The 23246-nt window shown below is 62.1% G+C and carries 18 protein-coding genes and 3 pseudogenes; 12 read left to right on the top strand and 9 right to left on the bottom strand.

Annotated features, from left to right (window positions below; genetic code table 11):
- Window positions 1–137: 137 nt before the first annotated feature.
- Together ACFXS9_RS31855 and ACFXS9_RS31860 are read left to right on the top strand one after the other, a co-directional pair.
- Window positions 138–2140 (top strand): annotated as a pseudogene (locus ACFXS9_RS31855) (carbohydrate porin).
- Between the two features lie 17 nt (window positions 2141–2157).
- The gene (locus ACFXS9_RS31860) at window positions 2158–2508 is read left to right on the top strand and encodes a DUF3147 family protein (RefSeq protein ID WP_392695930.1); all 351 of its coding nucleotides are present in this window, start codon (window positions 2158–2160) and stop codon (window positions 2506–2508) included.
- 34 nt (window positions 2509–2542) lie between these two features.
- Here ACFXS9_RS31860 and ACFXS9_RS31865 read toward each other — a convergent pair whose 3' ends face one another.
- The 3 genes from ACFXS9_RS31865 to ACFXS9_RS31875 form a co-directional block, all read right to left on the bottom strand.
- Window positions 2543–4174 (bottom strand): FMN-binding glutamate synthase family protein, encoded by a 1632-nt coding sequence (locus ACFXS9_RS31865; protein WP_392695933.1) that lies wholly within the window; start codon window positions 4172–4174, stop codon window positions 2543–2545.
- Between the two features lie 190 nt (window positions 4175–4364).
- Window positions 4365–5237 carry a patatin-like phospholipase family protein gene (locus tag ACFXS9_RS31870; RefSeq protein ID WP_392695936.1) on the bottom strand — a complete coding sequence of 291 codons (873 nt, stop codon included), beginning with the start codon at window positions 5235–5237 and terminating at the stop codon, window positions 4365–4367.
- Window positions 5238–5514: 277 nt separating this feature from the next.
- Complete coding sequence (locus ACFXS9_RS31875; protein ID WP_392695939.1) at window positions 5515–6288, bottom strand: ferredoxin--NADP reductase; 774 nt, start codon at window positions 6286–6288, stop codon at window positions 5515–5517.
- Window positions 6289–6577: 289 nt separating this feature from the next.
- Here ACFXS9_RS31875 and ACFXS9_RS31880 point away from each other — a divergent pair, with 289 nt between their 5' ends.
- From ACFXS9_RS31880 to ACFXS9_RS31895, 4 genes are all read left to right on the top strand, one after another.
- Window positions 6578–7576, top strand: a complete 999-nt coding sequence (locus tag ACFXS9_RS31880; RefSeq protein WP_392695942.1) for a RimK family alpha-L-glutamate ligase — start codon at window positions 6578–6580, stop codon at window positions 7574–7576.
- The gene (locus ACFXS9_RS31885; protein WP_392695945.1) at window positions 7576–8085 is read left to right on the top strand and encodes a hypothetical protein; all 510 of its coding nucleotides are present in this window, start codon (window positions 7576–7578) and stop codon (window positions 8083–8085) included. The genes ACFXS9_RS31880 and ACFXS9_RS31885 overlap by 1 nt, the downstream gene beginning before the upstream one ends.
- Before the next feature lie 274 nt (window positions 8086–8359).
- Window positions 8360–8890: a glutamate ligase domain-containing protein gene (locus ACFXS9_RS31890; protein ID WP_392695948.1), complete on the top strand. Its 531-nt coding sequence runs from the start codon at window positions 8360–8362 to the stop codon at window positions 8888–8890.
- A 90-nt stretch (window positions 8891–8980) separates the two neighbouring features.
- On the top strand, window positions 8981–9982 hold the full coding sequence (locus ACFXS9_RS31895) for an NADP-dependent oxidoreductase (RefSeq protein ID WP_392695951.1): 1002 nt from the start codon (window positions 8981–8983) through the stop codon (window positions 9980–9982).
- A 228-nt stretch (window positions 9983–10210) separates the two neighbouring features.
- Here ACFXS9_RS31895 and ACFXS9_RS31900 read toward each other — a convergent pair whose 3' ends face one another.
- The 3 genes and pseudogenes from ACFXS9_RS31900 to ACFXS9_RS31910 all read right to left on the bottom strand — a co-directional run bounded on the left by ACFXS9_RS31900 (window position 10211) and on the right by ACFXS9_RS31910 (window position 15767).
- A complete protein-coding gene (locus ACFXS9_RS31900) occupies window positions 10211–11191 on the bottom strand; it encodes an IS110 family transposase (protein ID WP_392695954.1) in 981 nt (326 codons plus the stop codon).
- A 300-nt stretch (window positions 11192–11491) separates the two neighbouring features.
- Window positions 11492–14651, bottom strand: a pseudogene (locus ACFXS9_RS31905) (efflux RND transporter permease subunit).
- A gap of 9 nt (window positions 14652–14660) precedes the next feature.
- A complete protein-coding gene (locus tag ACFXS9_RS31910; RefSeq protein ID WP_392695957.1) occupies window positions 14661–15767 on the bottom strand; it encodes an efflux RND transporter periplasmic adaptor subunit in 1107 nt (368 codons plus the stop codon).
- Here ACFXS9_RS31910 and ACFXS9_RS31915 point away from each other — a divergent pair.
- Both ACFXS9_RS31915 and ACFXS9_RS31920 read left to right on the top strand, forming a co-directional pair.
- Entirely contained in the window at window positions 15760–16068 is a 309-nt protein-coding gene (locus ACFXS9_RS31915) for a hypothetical protein (protein ID WP_392695960.1), read from the top strand. The genes ACFXS9_RS31910 and ACFXS9_RS31915 overlap by 8 nt on opposite strands.
- Window positions 16065–16925 (top strand): cysteine rich repeat-containing protein, encoded by an 861-nt coding sequence (locus ACFXS9_RS31920; protein WP_392695962.1) that lies wholly within the window; start codon window positions 16065–16067, stop codon window positions 16923–16925. The genes ACFXS9_RS31915 and ACFXS9_RS31920 overlap by 4 nt, the downstream gene beginning before the upstream one ends.
- Window positions 16926–16968: 43 nt before the next feature.
- Here ACFXS9_RS31920 and ACFXS9_RS31925 read toward each other — a convergent pair whose 3' ends face one another.
- Window positions 16969–17328, bottom strand: coding sequence for a hypothetical protein (locus tag ACFXS9_RS31925; protein WP_392695964.1), 360 nt, complete (start codon window positions 17326–17328; stop codon window positions 16969–16971).
- Between the two features lie 246 nt (window positions 17329–17574).
- Here ACFXS9_RS31925 and ACFXS9_RS31930 point away from each other — a divergent pair, with 246 nt between their 5' ends.
- From ACFXS9_RS31930 to ACFXS9_RS31940, 3 genes are all read left to right on the top strand, one after another.
- Window positions 17575–17784 (top strand): hypothetical protein, encoded by a 210-nt coding sequence (locus tag ACFXS9_RS31930; RefSeq protein ID WP_392695966.1) that lies wholly within the window; start codon window positions 17575–17577, stop codon window positions 17782–17784.
- Between the two features lie 215 nt (window positions 17785–17999).
- Window positions 18000–19139 carry an FAD-dependent monooxygenase gene (locus ACFXS9_RS31935; protein ID WP_392695969.1) on the top strand — a complete coding sequence of 380 codons (1140 nt, stop codon included), beginning with the start codon at window positions 18000–18002 and terminating at the stop codon, window positions 19137–19139.
- Window positions 19136–20749: a benzoate-CoA ligase family protein gene (locus ACFXS9_RS31940; protein WP_392695972.1), complete on the top strand. Its 1614-nt coding sequence runs from the start codon at window positions 19136–19138 to the stop codon at window positions 20747–20749. Before ACFXS9_RS31935 ends, ACFXS9_RS31940 begins: the two co-directional genes overlap by 4 nt.
- Before the next feature lie 209 nt (window positions 20750–20958).
- On the opposite strand, the gene ACFXS9_RS31945 is transcribed toward ACFXS9_RS31940, so the two are convergent.
- The gene (locus tag ACFXS9_RS31945; RefSeq protein ID WP_392695975.1) at window positions 20959–21468 is read right to left on the bottom strand and encodes a MarR family winged helix-turn-helix transcriptional regulator; all 510 of its coding nucleotides are present in this window, start codon (window positions 21466–21468) and stop codon (window positions 20959–20961) included.
- Window positions 21458–22090 (bottom strand): maleylacetoacetate isomerase, encoded by a 633-nt coding sequence (gene maiA, locus ACFXS9_RS31950; protein WP_392695978.1) that lies wholly within the window; start codon window positions 22088–22090, stop codon window positions 21458–21460. The genes ACFXS9_RS31945 and maiA overlap by 11 nt, the downstream gene beginning before the upstream one ends.
- A gap of 107 nt (window positions 22091–22197) precedes the next feature.
- Between maiA and gtdA the strand changes: the two are divergent.
- Window positions 22198–23239, top strand: a pseudogene (gene gtdA, locus ACFXS9_RS31955) (gentisate 1,2-dioxygenase).
- Window positions 23240–23246 lie beyond the last annotated feature (7 nt).

The following is a 23246-nucleotide window of genomic DNA, read 5'->3' on the forward strand; positions in this document are numbered from 1 at the left end:
GGCTGGAACAGCCGACCAATCCACAAGAACGGGCGGGCCGATATTTCTAACCGATTTCTTTGGTGGCAGCGCGCCGGCAAATCTGCAGTGATGATGAGAGAAGTCGCCGGAATGTTCGCGCTGGAAGTACAGAAATCATGAGCCGTCGCAGCCGGTCCCGAGAGTATCTGCTGGCAGGCGTAGGCCTGAGCCTGCTCGCATTCGACGGCGTTGCCACCGCTGCAGATATGCCGTTGAAGGCACCGGCGCTGAGAGCCGTCTACAACTGGAGCGGCTTCTATCTCGGCGGCCATGTCGGTTATGGTAGCGGCAGCTTTGGCCCTGATACCAATCCCCTGCCGCTGCAAGGCGTGTTTTTTCCCCACAGCATCACCGGCCTGATCGGCGGCTATCAGGCCGGTTACAATTTTCAGCTCCCGAACAACCTGATGCTGGGGAGCGAAGCCGATGTTTCATTCCTGAGCACGCTTGATCGTCCGAGGCTTGCGCCGGCTCCCTTCAGCACGACCTTCGACTATATTGCCACGGCCCGGGGCCGCGTCGGTTACGCCTTCGGAACGCTGTTGCCCTATGTGACCGGCGGCGTCGCCTGGGCTAGGGCCCATGTCGACATCAATGATGTCGACGGAAACGTGCCATCTACGCGCGGGCATACACATCTCGGCTGGACCGCAGGCGCTGGCGTCGAGTATGCCGCCGACGCCAGATGGAGCGCAAAACTCGAATACGACTACATCGATCTGGGAGGCCGAGCCTATGGGCTTGCGGACGTGCCGCTGCCGGACGTCCGGGTCGATCCGAAGGTCCATACGGTCAAGCTCGGATTGAGCTACAAGATCTGGGACGGGCCGGGCTCCGCGACATCAAGCGACTACACCATCAGGCCACCCACCCCTCCCGCGTCCAAGGACTGGAACGTCCACGCCCAGACGACATTCCTTCCGCAGGGCTATCCAAGCTTCCGCTCGCCGTATCAAGGTACGAACAGCCTGCCGGGCGCCGGACGCGTCAGAGAGACCTGGACGGTCGGAGCCTTTCTCGGCTGGCGGTTGTGGGACGGCGGAGAGTTCTATTTTGGTCCGGAGCTTGCGCAGGGCTTCGGAATCGGCGGCACGTTAGGCTTGGCAGGTTTTTCAAACGGCGAAGCGCAAAAAGGCGGCGCCGAATATCCGAGATTCCGCGCACAGCGCTATTTCTTCCGGCAGACGTTCGGGCTGGGCGGCGAACAGGAGGAAGTGGCCGATGCGGCCAATCAGTTGCCGGGCAAGCGCGACATCGACCGGATCACGGTGACGGTCGGGCGATTTGCCGTCGGAGATTTTTTGACGGCAATTCCTACGCAAAAGACCCGCGTGTGGATTTCATGAACTGGGCAATGTGGGCGTCCGCGGCCTATGACTTTCCGGCCGATCTCCCCGGATTTACCCGCGGCGCGGTGGTCGAACTCAATCGCAAGGACTGGGCAGTCCGCGCGGGCGTGTTTCAGGTGCCCTCTGCTCCCAACAGCGATGTCCTCACCTTCAAGACCGGCGGAGCTGTTGTCGAATTCGAAGAACGTAACACTGTGTTCGATCAGTCCGGCAAATTGCGGCTCGGCATCTTCGCCAATCGCGGCAATACCGGCAACTACCGCAATGCGCTGGCGATCAGCGCCGCAGATCCGACGCTCGACATCAACGACATCATGCCCAGCATCCGGCGCGAAAACCTGAAATACGGTTTCTACGTCAACGCCGAACAACAGATCATGAATGATGTCGGCTTGTTCGCCCGCGCGAGCTGGAACGACGGCCGCAACGAAATCCTGTCCTTTACCGACATCGACCGCAGCGTCTCGGCAGGCCTGTCAGTCAAGGGCAGCTATTGGGGACGCCCGAGCGATACATTCGGTTTGGGCGGCGCAATCAATGGTCTCTCCAGCGCGCACCGCGATTTCCTGGCGGCCGGCGGTCTCGGCCTGCTGATCGGCGACGGCCGTCTCAACTACAGCAACGAACGAATCCTCGAGACCTACTACGCCTACGCCATCGACAAGAACTTCACGCTCACCGCCGACTACCAGTTCATCACCAATCCCGCCTACAATGCCGATCGCGGCCCGGTCCATGTGTTCTCCGGTAGGCTGCACGGCGAGTTCTAGTGCCCTCGAGGCACCCCATGCTCTACTTCGTGATCAAATGCGCCCTGTCCGGCATTATCATCGCGGCGGTGTCGGAAATCGCCAAGCGCAGCCCGGCATTCGCTGCGCTCATCGTATCGCTGCCGCTGCTTTCCCTGCTGAGCTTCCTTTGGCTCTGGCACGATACCGGCGATGCGGAGCGGATTGCCGGTGTGGCGGAATCGACGTTCTGGTACGTGCTGCCGTCGCTACCGCTGTTCCTGATATTGCCGGCGCTGCTCAGGGCGGGCGTGGGCTTCTGGCCCAGCCTCGCCGCAGGCTGCGCGGTGACGATTGCTCTTTACTTCCTCACCGCCTGGATGCTCTCCAAATTCGACATTCGCCTTTGAAGCGGCAGGCGGCAGCGGGGAAACCGTTGGGATTTTATCCCGCCGGCTGGAACGAATCTGCACGCGCCATCGCCCATGCATCGCGGAAGCGCGGATCCTGGGTGCCTTCGATCAACTCGCCCGGACGCAGCGACGGATAGAGTTGCGCGAATGACAACGTGTCATTCGTGGAGGATCGCTGCGAGAAGTGGATCGGCCGCAATTGCCGCGGATGGTCGAGGCCGGCCGCGGCGATAAGTTCGGACAGGGCGTGCAGGGTAGCGTGGTGATAATTGTAGACCCGTGCGGTCTTGTCCGGCACCACCAGCGCGCGGGCGCGGAGCGGATCCTGGGTGCTCACGCCAGTCGGGCATCGATCGGTATGGCAGCTCAGCGACTGGATGCAGCCGAGCGCGAACATGAACCCGCGCGCCGAGTTGCACCAGTCGGCGCCGATCGCCATCGCTCGCGCCATGTCGAATGCGGTTGCGATCTTGCCGGCGGCGCCGATCTTGATCCGGTCGCGCGCATGGATGCCGATCAGTGCATTATGGACGAAATTGACGCCTTCGCGCATCGGCATCCCCAGATGGTCCATGAATTCCAGCGGCGCAGCACCGGTGCCACCTTCATTGCCGTCGACCACAATGAAATCAGGATATATCCCGGTCTGAACCATCGCCTTGCAGATCGCCAGGAATTCCCAGGGATGACCGACGCACAACTTGAATCCGGCGGGCTTGCCGCCGGACAGTCGCCGCATCTCGCCGATAAAGACCATCATTTCCAGCGGCGTCGAGAACGCGCGGTGCGTGGCCGGAGAAATGCAATCCTCGCCCATGGGGACACCGCGAATTTTGGAGATCTCTTCAGAGACCTTGGCTGCCGGAAGCACCCCGCCATGTCCCGGCTTGGCGCCCTGGCTGACCTTGAGTTCGACCATCTTGATCTGATCGTCGCTGGCGATGCGGGCAAATTCCTCCGGGTTGAACGAGCCGTCGCGGTTGCGGCAGCCGAAATAGCCCGAGCCGATTTCCCAGATGATGTCACCGCCGTGTTCGCGGTGGTAAGGACTGACGCCGCCCTCGCCGGTGTCATGCGCAAAGCTGCCCTTCCTCGCACCGGCATTTAGCGCCCGCACCGCGTTGGGGCTGAGCGCGCCAAAACTCATCGCCGAGATGTTGAAGACCGAGGCCGAGTACGGTTTGGTGCAATCCGGACCACCGATGGTGACGCGAAATTGCTCGACGGCACGAGACTTCGGCGCCATCGAATGGTGCATCCATTCATAACCATCGCGATAGACGTCCTGCTGGGTGCCGAACGGCCGCTTGTCGAGCACCATCTTGGCGCGCTGATAGACCAGAGCGCGGGTATCGCGGGAGAACGGCATGCCGTCCTTCTCGCTCTCGAAGAAGTATTGCCGGATCTCCGGCCTGATCTCTTCGAGCAGGAAACGAATATGCGCCGAGATAGGATAGTTGCGCAGAACGGCATGATTCTTCTGCAGCAGATCGCGAACGCCCAGCAGCGTGAGCGCGCCGAAGATCGCGATCGGCACCAGCAGAAATTCCCAGACTTTTAGATTATTGTCGAAGATCCCGATGCCGATCAGCAACGCCGTCACGACGGCACAGACCGTTAGAATAATGTAGCGTGGCGAGAACGGAAGCAGCAGCGTATCCATGGAACCCCCTCACCCAAATTATCCTTGCCGGACGGCAGCTTAGTCCAATCGCCGGAACGGACGCTACACGATATACGCAGCGTCATTCACGGAAGTGACGGCGGCCTAGAAAAATAGTTGGCGGCTTCACCAGGCCGAAATAAACCCGTCGCCTTTTGCAGTGCAGCGTAGCGGTCCGGCGCCCCGCCACTCAGTGGCTGTGCAACCGCATCTCGTGTGGAATCTTGCCCTGCTGCAGTCCATGCTGGGCCAGCCATGCGTCAGTGGAGAGAATGGCACGGTCGATATGGTCGGCGGTTCGCGAGAAATCGTACGGTGAGCCCACCAGCGGGCATAGCGGCGGCACCACGAAATACTCGATATCGGACCCAAGCGTTTCGAGCTCGCTGACCAGTTGCCGCGCGATCAGGAGCGTCAGCGCATGCAGCGCGTTGGCAACCGCCCCGACCGGCGGCGCCTGGTTCGCGCAGGCGTGCCCGGTCGGCAGAACGATCAGGCGCTTGGCCCCCTTCTTCACCGCGACCTGCACCGGCGTGTTGGAGGAGATCGCGCCGTCGGCGAGGTAGTAGTCTCTGTAGCGGATCGGCGAGAAGGCACCAGGGATCGCGGTGGACGCGACGATCGCTTCCGCGGTGGAACCTTCCGACAGCACGATGCTGTCGCCCGAGATGATATCGGTCGCGACGATGTGCACGGGAAGCTTCGCTTCTTCGAGATTGCGATAGGGAATGTGATCGTCGATCAGCTTGCGGATCCCGTCATGGGGAATCAGGAAATCGCGGCGCCACAGGAAGCTCAACACCGTCCGCCAGCTCATCGGAAAAACATCGTGCCGCTGCAGCCCGCGCCAGATCGTCGCCAGCCGCTGCACGCCATCAGGCGTGGGATCGCCGGCATAGAACGCGCCGTTCAGCGCGCCAACGCTGCAGCCGACCACCATGTCGGCGGTGAGGCCGTGCGCAGCAAGCGATTGCAGCATGCCGACCTGGATGGCGCCAAAGCTGCCGCCGCCCGCGAATACGAAGGCGGTCTTTCCCGGACCAATCTCGTCGCATACCGGCACGCAAATACTCCCTCATCGCGCGTCGGCAACGGGCCGCGCGACGTTTGGGAGGGTTTATAGCAGCGGGGGAACGGGGTGGGCTACTGGGCCGCGAACAACGATCTATCACCACGTCGTCCCTGCGAACGCAGGGACCCATAACCACAAATGCAAGTTGTCGCGCCGGGAAGCGGCCCCGGCGTTTTTCAACAACAAGCATTTGTGGCTATGGTTCCCGGCTCCTGATGCGCAATTGCGCATAAGGGCCGGGACGACAAAGGATAGAGCTTCGATCGTCTCAGCGCTCGACGAACGCTTTTTCGATCACGAAATGGCCGGGCGTGTTGTGGCTGCCTTCGAGGAAGCCGCCGGATTCGAACATCTGCTTCAGTTCTTCCAGCATGGCCGGGCTGCCGCACATCATGATGCGATCGGTCTCGATATTGAGCGGCGGCTGGTGGATGTCGTTGAACAACTGCTCGGATGAGATCAGGTCGGTGATGCGGCCGCGATTGCGGAACGGCTCGCGGGTCACGGTCGGATAGTACAAGAGCTTCTCCGACAGCAGCGGCCCGAACAGCTCGTCGTCGCGCAGCTTGGCGACCAGGTCTTCACCATAAGCAAGTTCGGAGACCTGACGGCAGCCGTGAACGAGCACGATGGTCTCGAACCGCTCATAGACATCGGGGTCCTTGATCAGGCTGGCGAACGGCGCAAGGCCCGTGCCGGTCGACAGCAGCAGCAAGCGCTTGCCCGGAATCAGATTGTCAGTGATCAGCGTGCCGGTCGCCTTGCGGCCAACCAGAATCTCGTCGCCCTCGCGGATCTTCTGCAGCTTTGACGTCAGCGGGCCGTCCGCGACCTTGATGGAGAAGAACTCGAGCTCTTCCTCGTGATTGGCGCTCGCCATGCTGTAGGCCCGCAGCAGCGGCCGGCCCTCGACCTCGAGGCCGATCATTGCGAACTGGCCGTTCTGGAAGCGGAAACCGGAATCGCGGGTGGCCCGGAAGCTGAAAAGCGTATCGGTCCAGTGGCGGACAGAAAGGACTTTCTCTCTATAGAACGCGCTCATGTGTTTTCGTTTTTCCTGACGTCTCGATGTAGAACGTTTCGGTCTTCGGGCCTCAAAGTGCCAAAAATCAGCGAAATCGTCGGCGATTTGGCGCTTCATTTGCGCACAGCAGACACATAGTCAATATGACCTGCAGCACAATTGAGAACTCGGAATGGCTGTCGGTCTAATTTGCAAAAAGGTTCGATCGCCTTCGTTAACGCTTTCTCACGCAATTAACTTGCTGAATTCGGCGCCTATCTGGCAATAAAAGACTACGTCGAATTAAGAACGTTTCAAAAGAGATCGCATGCGAAGCCCATCTGAGTTTCGAAAGGGAAAACCGGGCTTCTATCCGGACCAGGCGGTCTATGCAGAGTTTGCGGCTGCCGAATTCGGGCTGGAGTTTCGCGACCTCGACGGCGGCTCGGGATTGATCTTCAGCATCGCCTCGCGCGACAGGCTGCTTCATTTCGGCGCCGGCCGATGCTCCTGGTATCCGCAGAACAATGCGACGGCTTCGACGCTGGCGTCGGACAAGTTCTTTGCCAGCAGGATTCTGCGAGACGCCGGTGTGCCCGCGCTCGGCGGCGAGTATTTCTTCCTGCACGACCGCCACCGCGCGCATCGCCCGGCGGGCCATGAACGCAGTGACGCGATTGCCTGCTTCAAGGCATTGGGTGGATCGGCCTTCGTCAAGCCGCTCACTGGAGCGCGCGGCGATTTCGCGCAAGCTGTTCACGGCGAAGCGGCGCTCGTTCGCTATCTCGATGCGGTGATGAAGCATTATGACGCCGTTCTGATCCAGCCGATCGTCGATGGCACCGAGTATCGCGTTTTCCTGCTCGACGATGACGCGCTCTACTGCGCGCGAAAACGCCCGCCGTTCATCTCGGGCGATGGCGTGCGCACGTTCCGCGAACTGCTGACGGCCCATAATGAAGCTTTGCGGGCCCGCGGCCTTTCGCCGGCTTCGCTGTCCGATCACGACCCGTCACTCGACACTGTGCCGGCAAATGGCGAACGGCGCGAGATCCCCGGGCGGATGAATCTCAGTGCTGGCGGCACGATGGTGCTGGCGGATGCACCGTCCGAGGAGGCCATCGTGCTGGCGCGGCAGGCTGCGCGCGCGATCGGACTTCGCGTAGCGGCCATCGACATGTTCGTGGATATCGGTGACCAACCGGATTCCATGCAAGTCATCGAGGTCAACTCCAACCCGGCGATCCGGCTGCTGGAGAATTCCGGCCGCGGCGACCTAATCCTGAAGATCTGGCATCACACCTTCTCGACCATGGGACTGCTCTAGTGTTCGACCTGCCGAAATATGGTGACGGCGTCTGCCTCGCGCGCATGGCCGAGCTGTTGGACATGCTGGCCGTCGATCGCGCACGGCTGCGGCGCATCTCGGTGGTGGTGACCGGCTCGAATGGCAAGGGCAGCACGGCGGCGATGTGCGCTCGAATCGGCCGCGCTTACGGTTTGCGCACGGGTCTCTTCACTTCCCCGCATCTGTTTCGTTTCAACGAACGGATACAGGTCGACAACGTCGAAATCGACGATGACGCGCTCGCCCTTCTGAAGCGTAAAGTAGAGGTGGTGGTCGCCGACGTCTCGAGCCGTCGCGGTGAACAATTCGGCGCTTTCGAAGCGCTGTTCGCGCTCGCCTGCTTGCACTTCCAGAAGAGCGAATGCGATTTCGCGGTGTTCGAGGCCGGCATCGGCGGACGCTATGATCCGGTCCGCCTGATCGGCGCGCGCGACTTGCGTCACCTCGGTCGATTTCGAGCATGTCGATCTGCTCGGCAACTCGCTTGAACTGATCGCCTCCGACAAGAGCGACGCCTGCGCCGCCGGCGGCACGATTATCTATGGCGAAAACTGCCGCGACCTGCGGCGACATCTCGTCGAGTATCATCGCTGGCGCGGCTGCACCCCACTGTTCGTCCGTGACGAGATCAGTGTCGACAACGAAGCCCAATCCGCGTCGGGGCAGCATTTCGATTTCCAGTTCGGCTATCATGATTTTCGCCGCATCGAGCTGGGCCTGCCCGGCGCGTTTCAGTTCAACAACGCGGCCATCGCGGTCACCTTGTTCCTGCTCTGGCTGCAACGCGAGCAGCCGCGCAAGACTCCCGAGCGGATCGAAGCGGCCATCCGTTCAGGCCTGCGCAATGTCCGCTGGCCCGGCCGCCTGGAGGTCATCCGGCAAGACCCACTCACGGTGATCGACGTCGGCCACACGCCGGACGGCATCCGGCAATCGCTCGCGAGCCTCACGGCTATTCATGGCCGCGACGATTGGATTCTCGTCACTGGCGCCTCGCGCGACAAGAAGGCCGGCGAGATCGTCGGCGCGCTGGCGCCGTCGTTCGATACGATCATCTGCACGGCGGCGCACCACAAGGGCGCGGATCCGCAAGACATCGCTGCCGCCGCGCGACTTGGCAATTCCAACGCAACCATTCATGTCGCGGCGACAATCGCGGATGCCGTGAGGCTCTCGCAGGAGATGGCTCTGGAACAAAAGCGCAGAGTGTATGTGGCGGGTGGATTATTCCTGGCGATCGAATACGCGACCGTCGCAAAGGGCGGCCGCGCGGAGGATTTGGAGTTTTTCTGAACGTGGCGCACAATCCGTACAGTCGAGCGGCTATTCCGCGGACAGTGCACTGGAAAGCGCCAGAATGCGACACCGAGGGGAGAGAGCACCATGAGCGACACCGTCAATCGTCAGATCCTGCTGGTCGAAAAGCCGACCGGCAAGCTCGGGCCGGAGCATTTCAAGATGGTCCAGGGCACGATGCCCGAGCCGAAAGATGGCGAGGCGCTGGTGCGGACGCGCTATATTTCGCTTGATGCCGCCAACCGCGCGTGGATGCACGGTGCCACCTATCGCGCCGCCGTCGAGGCCAACACGGTGATGGCTGGTGGCAGCATCGCGGAGGTCATCGCCTCGAAGGCTTCAAGCCTCGCACCGGGCGATATCGTATTCGGCGATACCGGCTGGCAGGATTATGCCGCCGTGCCAGCAAAGCATCTGAACAAGATGCCGAAGATGGAGCCGATGACGCACCTGCTCAGCGTCTACGGCATCGCCGGCCTCACCGCCTATTTTGGTCTCCTGCATGTCGGCAAGCCGAAGCAGGGCGAGACCGTCGTCGTGTCGGCTGCCGCCGGCTCCGTCGGATCGATCGTCGGGCAAATCGCCAAGATCAAGGGCTGCAACGTCATCGGCATTGCCGGCGGCAAGGACAAGTGCCAGTGGCTCACGTCCGAACTCGGCTTTGACGCCGCGGTCGATTACAAGGACGGGGCTACCTTCAAGGCGCTGCGATCAGCCGCGCCGAAGGGCATCGACGTCTATTTCGACAATGTCGGCGGCGAGATTCTCGAAGCCTGCCTCTCGCTGATGAACAACCGCGGCCGCATCGCCTGCTGCGGCGCGATTTCGCAATATGACGGCGTGCCGTCGGCCCATGGCCCGCGCGGCGTGCCCGGCCTGATCGTGGTGAAGCGCCTCATCATGCAGGGCTTCATCGTGATGGACTACATGGACCAGAGCGCCGCGGCACTCGCCGACCTGCAGTCCTGGGTCGCCTCAGGCAAATTGAAGGTGCAGGAAGACGTGATCGACGGGATCGAGAACACGCCGAAAGCGCTGATCGGCTTGCTCGCCGGTGAGAACCGCGGGAAGCGGATGGTGAAGGTGTAGATTGCAGTCCGTAGCAACCATTAAACGGATTGATTGTGTGCGATTGATTGTCCTACCGTGGTTGCAGGATGACGGCGGGCTCGCCGTCGTCAAGGCGTGGCCTGGCAGCGGCTGTGGGTGGTGAGAAATTGGAGCGACGGCCATCCTTGACGACGGCTGCGCGCGCCGTCGGTGGGATGGCAGGTCGGGACGAAGAAACGGTCCTGCGGTCGAACCAAGAAACCTCGATTAGCTTGCTGGCGAGGCGCCAATCGTTGCCGCCGAGGGTGGCTTGGCTTGCCACGGCGTGCCACGGGCGACGACCGTGTTGATGAAGATGAGCAGCTTCCTGGCGCAAGCGATGAGCGCTCGCTTGTGTTCTTTTCCAGCGGCCCTCAGCCGGCTGTACAGGGCGATAAGCTGCGGATTCCAGCGCAAGGATGCCGGCAGCGCAGCCGTATAGAGCGCCCGGCGCAGCCTTTTGCGCCCGCCGTCGATGTGACGAGCGCCGATTTGCTCGCCGCTGTCATCATCATAGGGCGCAAGCCCGGCGAGCGCGGCAGCTTGCTCGCGGCTGAGCTGGCCGATCTCCGGCATGCGCACCAGGATCGCGACCGCGGTCGGCAGCCCGGCACCGCCAACGCTGTGGATCAGATCGAGCCGCTGGGCGAGGTCGCGATGCTCGCGGATCGCGGCCACCAAGGCCTTGCGTTCGACCCTCTCGCGCTTGGTTAAGCGGGCAATCTCTTCCTTCCAGACCTTCTGGATGCGCGGATCGCGGCAGGTCTCGAGCCGGTTTTTGTACAGCGTAATATCCTCTCCGATCTGTTCGATCAGCGTCAGATGTTCGGCAAACGGCTGCAACCGGGGATCGGGGGCGGCGTGGATCTTCTTGACCGCAGCAGTGCAGGCGGCAATCAGCGCGGCATCGATCTTATCGTTCTTGGCGCGCTGCAAGTGGAACTTGGCATAGGCCCGCACTTGGGCCGGTTGAAACACCACCACAACGAACCGCTTGCGCCGCAACTCGATGACGACTGGGAGTTCATAGCCGCCACTCGCCTCGATCCCAATGCGCTTGACCTTGTGGCGCCGCAACCACTCCAACAGCACCTTGTGGCCTTCAGCCGTGTTCTCGACTTGCAGCTGCAAGGAGCTGCCATCGATCGCTACGTCCAGCTTGCGTTTGCCGGTATCGATCCCGGCGCAGATTGTGGTACGCTTGGCCATCTTCGTCGACCCTCCCTTGTGATGCGAACCTAAAGTTCCTTCAACCATCCGGGTCCCGATGAAGTGCCGACTGCGATCTTGCTACGTAAGACAGCCCTCTAGGCTTCGGTGGGCATTGATCCGATCAATCGGCGGCCCAGTCCGGGTGGCCACCCAGGCTGGGCCATTCCTCACGGAACAACACAAGTGTAACATGGCGCGCTAATACAAGGGTGGGCAAAGGCGCGCTTCGCGCCGTGCCCACCATCTCTCCATTCGCTCGCGTCTGGTGGGCACGCTTCGCTTTGCCCACCCTACGAGTTAGTGCGCCGCTTCCGCCGCCGCCTGCCCGGCCTTCTTCACCTTGCGTTCCTTGAGCCAGTTCTCGAACCGCTGGATCACGACAAAGAACGTCGGCACGAACAACACGGCCAGACAGGTCGAGGCCAGCATGCCCGAGGCCGCCGTGATGCCGATCGACTTCCGGGCGTTGGCGCCGGCGCCGGTCGCAAGCACCAGCGGGATCATGCCGAAGATGAAAGCAAACGACGTCATCAGGATCGGCCGGAACCGGGCTCGCGCCGCCTCGACGGCGGATTCCAGCAACGGCTTGCGATCGCGCACGTGCAGTTCCAGCGCCACCTCGACGATCAGGATGGCGTTCTTGGCCGACAGCGCGATCAACAGGATGATGCCGATCTGGGTATAGAGATTGTTCTCGATCCTCAGTCCCGTCAGCACGATCATTGGGCCAAGCAAGGACAGCGGCACCGCGAGAATCACCGATATCGGCGCGTACCAGCTTTCATATTGTCCGGCCAGCACGAGGTAGACCAGCAGCAGGGCCAGGCCGAACGCCCAGTAGATCTGGCCGCCGACGACCTTCTCCTGGTACGACATCGCCGTCCACTCGAAGCCCGTGCCGGGCGGCAGGGTCTTCGCGGCAATCTGCTCCATCAGATTCATCGACTGACCTGAGCTGTAACCCGTCGCCGGCAGGCCGATGATGGTTGCGGAAGGATACAGATTGTACAGGCTGATCAGCGACGGACCGATCGCCGGCGTGATCTTTGCCACGGTGCCGAGCGGGATCATGTCACCATTGCTGTTACGCACCATCATGTTTTGGATGTCACGCGGCGTCAGGCGGAATTGCGCGTCCGCCTGCGCATAGACCTGGAAGGTACGGCCGAACTTGTTGAACTGGTTGACGAAGGTCGAACCCATGTAGGACGACAGCGTCGAGAAGATCTGGTCGGTCGTGACATGCAGCGTCTGGGTCTTGATTCGATCCACCTCGATGTCGAACTGCGGCACCATCGAGCGGAACGGCGAACTCACCCGCTGCAGCGCGCTCTGTGACGACGCATTGGCGACGATCGCGCCGGTGATCGCCTGCAACTTGCTGAAGTCGGAATTGCCGTCGCGGAGCTGGACCTGCATCGCGAAGCCGGCGGCGTTACCGATACCCTGGATCGGCGGCGGCGGGACTACCAGGATCCGCGCCTCCTCGATGACGGACAGTTTTTCGTTCAATCCGACGAACAGCGAGCGCAGATCCTCACCTGGCCCTCGCGCGCTCCACTCTTTCAAGATCAAATAGGCGACGCCCGCATTGGCGAGGCTGGAAGAATTGTCGAGCGCGGAGATGCCGGAAATGGCGATGACCTGATCGACGCCCGGGGCCTTGCCGGCTATCTCGCTGACCTGGGTAAGCACACGCTGGGTACGTTCAAGCGCCGCACCATCAGGCAATTGCACGGCGACCAGGAGATAGCCCTGGTCCTCGATCGGAATGAAGCCGGTCGGCACCCGCGACAGGCCGTAGCCACCGATGGCAATCAGGATCAGCGCGCAGATGACAGAAGCATTGCTGTGTGCGATCAGGCGGCCGATCAACCGGCTATAGGCGGCCTCGACGCGGTTATAGACCGCGTTGAAGCCGCGGTAGAAAAAAGTTGCGCTGCTCCGGCGGCACTGGCCGGCGCAGCCACAACGCGCACTGCGTCGGCTTCAGCGTCGCCGCGTTGATGGCGCTGAGCAGCGCGGTTGCGGCAATGACCAGCGCGAACTGCGCATACATCTGCCCGGTCAATCCCGGCAGAAACGCCGAGGGCAGGAACACCGAGATCAGCACCAGCGTGATGCCGATGATCGGCGCAAACAGCGCGTCCATCGCGCTGATCGCGGCGTCATGGCCGGACATGCCCTTCTCGATATTATGCGCGGCGCCTTCGACCACAACGATGGCGTCATCAACCACGATGCCGATCGCGAGCACGATCGCAAACAAGGTCGAGATATTGATGGTGAAGCCGAGCGCCGCCATCGCAGCAAAGGCGCCGATGATCGTCACCGGCACCGTGGTCGCGGGCACCAGCATCGCGCGCCAGTCCTGCAGGAAGATCAGGATCACGACGAGGACGAGCAAACCCGCCTCGATCAGCGTCTTGTAGACCTCATTGATCGATTCCGAGACGAATTTGGTGGTGTCGAACGGCGTGTCGTAGACCACGTCCTGCGGAAACGCCTTCGCCAGCACCTGCATCTTCTTCTCGACGACCTGCTGGACCTCGAGCGCGTTGGCGCCGGGCGACTGGAATACGCCGATTCCGGTGGCCGGCTTGTTGTTGAGCGAGAACGCCTGGCTGTAGGTCTGAGCGCCGAGTTCGACCCAGCCGACATCGCGCACGCGCGTGACGTCGCCGCTAGTACCGGTCTTGACGATCACATTCTCGAACTCGCTGGTGTCAGCGAGCCGTCCACTGACGTTCAGCGTATACTGGAACGCCTGCCCTGCGGGCGCCGGCGGTGCCCCGACCTGGCCCGCGGTGACCTGCTGGCTCTGCTGCTGGATCGCCGAAATGACATCCTGCGGCATCAGCCCGCGCGCATACAGCTTGTTCGGATCGAGCCAGACCCGCATCGAGTACTGACCGGCCCCGAACACGGTGACGTTGCCGACGCCGGGCAGACGCGACAGCTCGTCGCGAATGTTGATGGTGGCGTAGTTGCTCAGGAACAGACTGTCATAGGTCGCTTTCGGCGACGTCAGCGTCACGAACAGCAGGATCGCCGTCGATCTCTTCTGCACGGTGACGCCCTGGTTCTGCACCGACTGCGGCAGCTGCGCCAGCGCGCTCGACACCCGGTTCTGCACCAGCACCTGCGCGAAGTTGAGGTCAATGCCGATCTTGAACGTGACCGTCAGCGTGTAGGTGCCGTCGGCGCCGCTGTAGGACTGCATGTAGAGCATGTCCTCGACGCCGTTGACCTGCTGCTCGATCGGCAGCGCCACCGTATCGATCACGGTTTTCGCGCTGGCGCCGGGATAGCGGGTGGTGACCTGCACCGTCGGCGGCACGACCTCAGGATACTGCGCGACGGCCAGCCGGAACAAACACACGCCGCCGATCAGGATCATCAGGATCGCGATGACGTTGGAAAGAACCGGCCGCTCGATGAAAAACTTCGAAATCATGGCGGGCTCCTACTTGGCCACAGCCGACTGCGCTTCGATCTTCTTCAGTTGCGGATCGACCTTCTGGCCGGGAATCGCGCGCAACAGCCCGGCGGTGACGACGCGGTCGTCGGCCTTCAGGCCTTCTTCGATGACACGCAGCTCGCCCTCCAGCGGCCCGACCCGCACCTTGCGCTGCTCGACGATATTTTCGCCGTTCACGACCAGCACGTAGCGTCCGGCCTGATCGCTCCCCAGCGCAACATCAGGTACGAACAGCCCATTCTGCTCCTGATCAATCGGGACGCGGACGCGAACAAAGAACCCCGGCAGCAACGCGCGGTCGGAATTGGGCAGCACGCCACGCACCGGGAGCGTGCCGGTCGACTGGTTGAGCGTCACCGCGGCATAGTCGAGCCTGCCCTTGTGCGGATAGCCGGTCTCGGTCTGCAACCCGACTTCGATCGGCAATTGCCTGAGGTCGTCCGCCGTCATCCCGCGCCGGCGGGCCTCCGTACGTATCCGCAGCACGTCCTGTTCGTTGACGTTGAAATTCACCCAGATGGGATCGAGCGCCACGATGGTGGCGAGCTGCGTCGGCGACGAGACGCCGACGAGTTCGCCGACGGCGACGAGATGCGCGCTGACGACGCCGTCGAACGGCGCGGTCACATTGGTATAACCATAATTGACCGCCGCGATCTTGGTATTGACCTGGGCCTGAAGCAGGTTCGCTTGCGCGTTGTCGCGCGTCGAGGTGGAAGTATCGAGCGTGGCCTGCGAAACTGCCTGCCGCTGCACCAATTCCTGCTGGCGCTTGAAGTCCGCCTCGGCCTGCCTCACCGTTGCCTGCGCGCCGGTTTCCGCGGCCTGTGCCTGCTCGAGCTTCAGCTTGTAGGTGTCCGGCTCGATCGTGAACAGGGACGTGCCTTCCTTCACGTAGGCGCCGTCCGTGTAGTTGATCGATTGCAGAAAGCCCTGCACGCGCGCAACCAGATCGACATTCTTGATCGCTGCGGTATTGCCGGTCGCTTCCAAATAGCGCGTGAAGGACCGTTGCACCGGCACCGCGACATCGACCTTCGGCGGCGGCGGCGGGACAAAAGTATTTTGTTCGCAGGCACTTAAGATGCCCATTGCAGCAACGGCGAAAGCTGCACGGCAGGCGGAAGCGCCTCTTTGCGCGGCGGCGCCGTGTGATCTCAAGCGTGCAGGCGAACGCGAAGCCTTCATTTTTTGGTACCTCAATCGGTCTTGTTCTGGAAAAGGCTTTATTCAGAAATCGGCTTTCCGCCATCCCATGAAAATAGCAACAATCCGCTTGCGGCGGAACTGGAAAGCGAAAATGATGCGTCCTGATTTTTCTCTCGACACATTTCGAAATTTCACTTCGGTTGAAGCGGCGGCTTCCGACGAAACAAAAGGATTATTTAAATGACCAACATGATGACGAGCGCAAGAAAGTTTGGGCTGTTGTTGGCGGCCGCGACATTCGCAATTGCAGCCCCGGCGTTTGCGCAGGCGCCGAGCCAGGCGCAACGCGACGCGATCAAGTCGCAGTGTCGTTCGGACTATATAGCGCGTTGCTCCAGCGTGCCGCCGGGCGGCGAGGCCGCGCTGCAATGCCTGCAGAAGAACATGTCGAGCTTGTCATCGGGCTGCCAGGGCGCGGTGCGCGCCGTGGAAGCGGCGGCGGCCAAGCCCGCGGAGACGGCCAAGCCCGCCGACACCGCCAAGCCGGCCGAGGCCGCGCCGCAGAAATCTGCGGCACCGGCCGCCGCGACGGCGGCGCCGTCCAAATCCGGCGAACCGAAGGCTGCAGCCGCCGCCCCCGCTGCCGGACAGCCGACTAGCGCCCAGATTTCCGCCATTCGCAGCGCGTGCCGCTCCGATTATCCGAAGGTCTGCGCGGGCGTACCGACCGGTGGCGCGCCGGCGCTGCAATGCCTGGAAAAGAACAAGGGGAAACTCTCGGCCGGTTGCGAGAAGGCGGTCGCCGCCGCCAGTGGTGGTGGAGCAGCAGCCGCCGCAGCGCCCGCAGCCGGCGCGGTTCCGGCCGCAGCGGGAACCGCGGCTACCGCTGCGCCAACGGCGGCGCCGACCGTGATCGTGCTGCGGCCGATGCGGCCGCGTGAAGAACTGTTCGTGCTGCGCTCGGCCTGCGGCGCCGACGTGCGCACGATTTGCGGCGGCGTGCCCGCGGGCGGCGGGCGGATCGTGCTGTGTCTGGCGACCAACGCTGCCCAGCTTTCACCGGCATGCAAGGACGTTTTGTCCCAATTCGCGGCACGATAGTCACGCGCCTTCGGCGATCCCAAGTTGACCCGGGGATCGTCGGTCACTCACCGCCGCGAAAGGCGAGGATGAGCTGAATGAGCCGGACCGACAGTGCGATGTAAAGGATCGTCATCAGGAGTTGGTAGGCGACGTGCCAAGTGAGCTTGGCCAGCTTGTAGAGACCGTCGACGAAGTTCAGCAGCAGGAGGACAACACCGAACAGCATGACGCCGCGGCCGACGAGACCGTGGCGCAGATAGCCTAATAGGACGACCGCCGGCTCGCTGCTCGATACGTGGGCGCCGGCGGATATGATCAACGTCCCGATGATCATCTTTTCGACGTGAGAGAATATTTCCTTGGAGACTGGCTCGACATGTTCGGAATAGAACGCCAGCCATTTGGCTCTGACCTGCGCCATGAGTTCTCCTTGGGTTATCCTTGCGGCGATGAAAGGGAGCTTCACTACAGCGGGTCCGCGATCAGGACGCAAGAAGACCAGCCAGCCCGATCCGCGGATACTCACCTCAACGATCGGCCGGCAACGAAAAACGAGATCGGCACGCAAAGCCGACGCGACAGCATCCGCAGAACTTTCCGAAGAAAGTCTTCAAAAAGGAAGCTTTCAATGCCTGAACATCAACCAGTACCAGTCCGGGAGACCGACATGCGTTACTTGCTGATCATTTCATCCGCCCTCTTCGCGTTCGGCACCACCATGACCTTTGAATCGACCGAAGCCAACGCCGCGGTATGTGCCAAGGGCGTCTATCGCGCCGGCTGCGCCGGAGCGCGCGGCGCAGTCGTCGTCCGCAAGCCGGCCGTGGTTTGCAGGACCGTGTGGGTGAACGGCGCGAAGGTTCGCCGCTGCACCTGAGCCCGAAGGTTCGGTCAAGCCAGAGTTGTCGCAGAGCGGACAACCGTTCGCGGACAGAACCGGCGGACGAAACCGGGCCATTGGGCGCCCGGTCCTGACACGATCGGGACCGGACGCCAGCCGCCATCCCTCATCATTTTTCTGTAGCGCAAATATCCGGCACGGATTAGTCTCCACTCCAAATTAGTAAGCATACTGTCGATTGGGAGGAAGACGTGCGTATCGCCGTCATTGGTGGAGGCCCCGGCGGCCTCTACTTTGCCTATCTCTGGAAGCGCCGTCATCCGGACGCGCAAATCGATCTGTTTGAGCAGAACCCCGAAGGCGCGACCTGGGGGTTTGGCGTGGTGTTCTCCGAACAGGCGCTGGAATTTTTGCGCGCCGACGACCCCGAGACGGTCGATGCCATCACACCACGGATGGAGAGCTGGAAGAACATCACGCTCAATTTGCGTGGTGAGAGCGTCGAGATCGACGGGATCGGCTTCTCTTCGATCGGCCGGCTTGAACTATTGACCATCCTGCAGCAGCGCGTGCGCGCGGCAGGCGTGGCGGCGCGATACGACACCACGATCCAGTCGATCGGCGAACTCGGCGGATACGACCTGATCGTTGCCGCCGACGGGCTGAACTCGCTGGTGCGCCGCGGGTTTGAGCAGGAATTCGGCGCCTCGGTTTCGCATTCGACCAACAAATTCGCCTGGTACGGCACCAGCAAGCGCTTTGCGACGCTGTCGCAGACGTTCGTGAAGACCGATCTGGGCTTCTTCAACGCGCATCACTATCGCTATTCGCCCGCCATGAGCACGTTCCTGGTCGAATGCGATGCGGCGACCTGGCAGGCCTATGGATTCGAGCACAAGACGATCGAACAGTCGCAGGCGATCTGCGAGGAGATTTTTGCGGAAACCCTCGACGGTCACTCTCTGGTGTCGAACAAATCGGTGTGGCGCAATTTTCCCTGGATCTGGAACGAGAACTGGTCCCACACCAACATGGTGCTGATCGGAGACGCCTTGCACACCGCGCATTTCTCGATCGGCTCAGGCACGCGGCTCGCCATCGAAGACGCGATCGCGCTAACCAAGGCGCTGGAGGCGGAAAACGATATTCCCACAGGGCTCGCCCGCTACCAGGCCGAGCGCAAGCCGATCGTGCAGAAGCTGGTGACGGCGGCGCGCACCAGCGCCGACTGGTACGAACATTTCCCCGAACACATGAAGCTCGACCTGATGGACTTTGCCTACAGCTACATCACCCGCTCCGGGCGGATCGCCGATGCGCGGCTGCGCGCGATGTCGCCGGAATTCATGACGCGTTACGAGGCGGCGAAGAAAATCGGGAGCCAGGCATGACGTGCGAAATTTCTGATTTGGTCCCCCGCGACAATCCGGGCGCGCGCGAGATCGGCTTTGCGATCCCGGAACGCTATAACGCGGGCAGCATCCTGTTCGATAATCTCGCGGCCGGCCGCGGCCAGCGGCTGGCGCTGACCGGCCCCGGCGGCACGCGCACCTATGCAGAGCTCTGCACTGAAGCCGCGCAATGGGGCCACGGCTTTCAGTCGCTGGGCTTGAAGCGCGGCGACCGCATTCTGATGTTCCTCGACGACACGCCGGCCTATCCAGCGGCGTTTTTCGGCGCGGTGCGCTCCGGCTTCGTGCCGCTGTTGATCAACACGCTGACGCCGCCGGACCTCCTGCAATTCTATCTCGCGGACGCCGGCGCAACGGTAGCCGTCGCCGAGGCCGAGTTTACGTCGCGGTTCAACGCGGAGGCCTGCAAGGATACGCCGCTGCAAACACTTGTTGTGGTCAATGGCGTAGCGGGCGAGCACGCCGTGCCGTACACGGTCGACGCGGCGAAGTGGCTGCAAGGCTTCGCCACCGATCTTCCGGAAGCCGACACCCACCGCGACGAGATGGCGTTCTGGATGTATTCGTCGGGCTCGACCGGCCGCCCCAAGGGCATTGTGCATCTGCAGCACGACATGGCCTATAGCGAGCAGGCATTCGCCCGCAGCGTGCTCAAGCTCGGGCCGGACGACGTCTGCTTCTCGGTGCCGAAGATTTTCTTCGCCTACGGCTTCGGCAACGCCATCACCTTCCCGTTCTCGGTCGGTGCGGCGACGCTGCTGCTGCCGGGACAACCGAAGCCCGCCACGATCTTCCAGGCGATCGAAGAGTATCGACCGTCCGTGTTTTATGGATTGCCGACGCTCTATACCTCGCTGACCAAGGCCGAGGGTGCGGCGACAACCGATTTCTCGTCGCTGCGGATGGCGCTGTCGGCGGCCGAGGTCTTATCGGCAGAAGTGTTCAACGGCTGGAAAAAGCTGACGGGGCTCGAGATCATCGAAGGGCTCGGCTCGACGGAAGTCCTGCACATCTATCTTTCCAACCTCCCCGAGAAGAAAAAACTCGGCGCCGCGGGCCTGCGCGTGCCCGGCTATGAAATCCTGCTCAGGGACAAGGACGGCCGCGAAGTCGCCGACAACGAGGAAGGAATCTTGTGGGTCCGCGGCGATTCCAACACGCCGCTGTACTGGAACCGACCGGACAAATCCGCCGAGACCATTCGCGAGGAGGGGTGGATCTACACCGGCGACCGCTTCGTGCGTGATGCCGACGGCTTCCATTTCTTCCGCGGCCGCGCCGACGACTTGGTCAAGATTTCGGGGCAATGGGTTTATCCGCTCGAAGTCGAACTGTGCCTGGCCGAGCATCCCGACATCAGGGAATGCGCGGTGTTTGCGGCCGAACTGCCGGACCGCCGGATGACCCTGAAAGCGGTGGTGGTGATGAACAAGGGCGAGTTCGATGCGACGAACGCCACCAAGACATTGCAGGATTACGTCAAGGCAAAGCTGCTGCCTTACAAATATCCGCGCGAGATCACCTTCATCGAGGAACTGCCGAAGACCGGCACAGGCAAGATCGACCGGCAAGCGTTGATGAAGATGTAGCGGCTGCAAACTCGCTGTCGTCCCTGCGAACCTTCGCAAACTCGACGTCGTCCCTGCGAACGCAGGGACCCATAACCACTCATGTCAGTTATGGCCTTAGGCTGCAGCCACAGCCTGCCCAACACAAATATTTGTGGTTATGGGTCCCGGCTCAGGGCCGGGACGACAGCAGAGTTTTTTGGCACTGACACTCGTCCCCAACGCTCCCCTCACCCCACCTTCCCCAAATGCTCCAGCGCATCTTCCGCGCGCAACGGCACGCGCGAGGCTTCATTGTTGAGATCGACGAGTTGCGTTAGGAGCGTCAGCAGGGTCTTGCGGTCCGCAGGCTTCAGCGGCTGCAGCATCCTGACCTGGGCGCGCTCGACCGACGGCATGATGTCGCGCAGCACGGCCGCGCCCGATTTCGAGAGATAGAGCAGCTTGACGCGCTTGTCCTCGCGCGAGGGCTTGCGCTCGATCAGCGCCTTGCTCTCCAGCCGCTCGATGACGTTGCCGAGGGTCGAGCGGTCGAACGCGATCACCGCCGAAAGCCGGGTGGCATCGATGCCCGGATGGGTGTGGATCGCCACCAGCGACGCATATTGCACCGGCGTCAGGTCGAACGCGCTGCATTCCTCGACGAAGATAGAGACCGCGATCTGCTGCATCCGCCGGAACAGATAGCCGGGCGCGGTATAGACGGCGTCCATGGTGATGGGGGATGGCTTACTCGGCATCGGGCTGCCTGTCCGGCGCAGCATCAGTGAATGCCTTCATTGGCTTTGCCGCGGCTTCCGCCTCGAGCAGGCGGGAAAAGGCCGAAACGTCGACGCCGAAGCGCCGCGCGTTGGCAAGCTGCGGCACCAGGCAGAGGTCGGCAACCGTCGGCGTGTCGCCGAAACAGAACGGCCCGTTCTCGCCCTTGATCAGGGTCTCGCAGGCAGCGAGGCCTTCGCGGTTGGCCCAAGCCGCCCACTCCGTCACCTTCTCTTCCGGCAGGCCGATCTGGCGCAGCCGGGCCAGCACCTTCAAATTCTGCACCGGATGGATGTCGCAGGCGATGGCGAGCGCAAAGGCGCGCACCTTTGCGCGGCGCAGCGGATCCTTTGGCAATAGCGGCGGGTGGGGATGGGTCTCGTCCAGCCATTCGATGATGGCCAGCGACTGGGTCAGCACCGCGCCATCGTCGCCCTCCAGCGTCGGCACCAGCCCCTGCGGGTTGATCGCGAGATAGTCCGGCGCAATCTGTTCGCCCTTGCGAAGGTGATGCGGCAGGTGCTCTGCCGTGAGCCCCTTGAGGTTGAGCGCGATCCTGACGCGATAAGCCGCGCTGCTGCGGAAATAGCCATGCAGCCTCATCGGAACCTCCCTGATTCTTCCGGCCTGTTCGGGTTTACCACATTGACGCTACCGATATTGTAAGTATACTGTCAATCTACACGATAAAGAATGACGGGAGGCTTGCCATGGAAGCCGTGCAGAAGACGCCGGAACGCGAGGCGTTCTACAAGAAGATCGACGGCGATAATCTCTCCGCGCTGTGGAACGTGCTGGGCGACCTCGTCACGCCGGAGCCGCGCAGTGCCTGCCGGCCGCATCTGTGGAAGTTCGATTCTGATCCGCGACTACATGACCGAGGCAGGCCGACTGATCACCGCCAAGGAAGCCGAGCGGCGGGTTCTGGTGCTGGAGAATCCGGGGCTGCGCGGCCAGTCGAAGGTCACGACCTCGCTGTTTGCCGGCGTGCAGATGGTGGTCCCGGGCGATGTCGCGCCCGCTCATCGGCATAGCCAGTCGGCCTTGCGCTTCGTGCTCGAAGGCAAGGGCGCCCATACCACCGTCGATGGCGAGCGCACGGCGATGGAGCCCGGCGATTTCATCATCACGCCGTCGATGACCTGGCACGATCATTCCAACGAGACCTCGGAGCCGATGTTCTGGCTCGATGGTCTCGATATCCCAATGGTGCAATTCTTCGATGCTTCGTTTGCTGAAGGGTCGAACGAGGACCAGCAGAAGATCTCCAAGCCTACCGGCGACAGTTTTGCGCGCTACGGCCACAATCTGCTGCCGGTCGACGAGAAGCGCAAATCCAAGACCTCGCCGATCTTCAACTATCCCTACAGCTACACCCGCGAGGCGCTGGAGCGCGCCAAGACGCGCGACGAATGGGACGCCTGCCACGGGCTGAAACTGAAATTCTCCAATCCCGAGACAGGCGATTTCGCGATGCCGACCATCGGCACCTTCATCCAGCTATTGCCGAAGGGTTTCAAGACCGCGCGCTACCGCTCGACCGATGCCACCGTGTTCGCCGCGATCGAAGGCAAAGGCCGCACCCGGATCGGCGATCAGACCTTCGAGTGGGGCGCGCGCGATCTGTTCGTGGTGCCGAGCTGGCACTGGGTCACGCACGAGGCGGATGTTGATTCAGTGCTGTTCAGTTTTTCGGATCGCCCGGTGCAGCAGAAGATCGACCTGTTCCGCGAAGACCGCGGCAATGCGTGAGGTTGTT

The organism is Bradyrhizobium sp. RDI18, from assembly GCF_043203335.1.
Classification (GTDB): Bacteria; Pseudomonadota; Alphaproteobacteria; order Rhizobiales; family Xanthobacteraceae; genus Bradyrhizobium; species Bradyrhizobium retamae.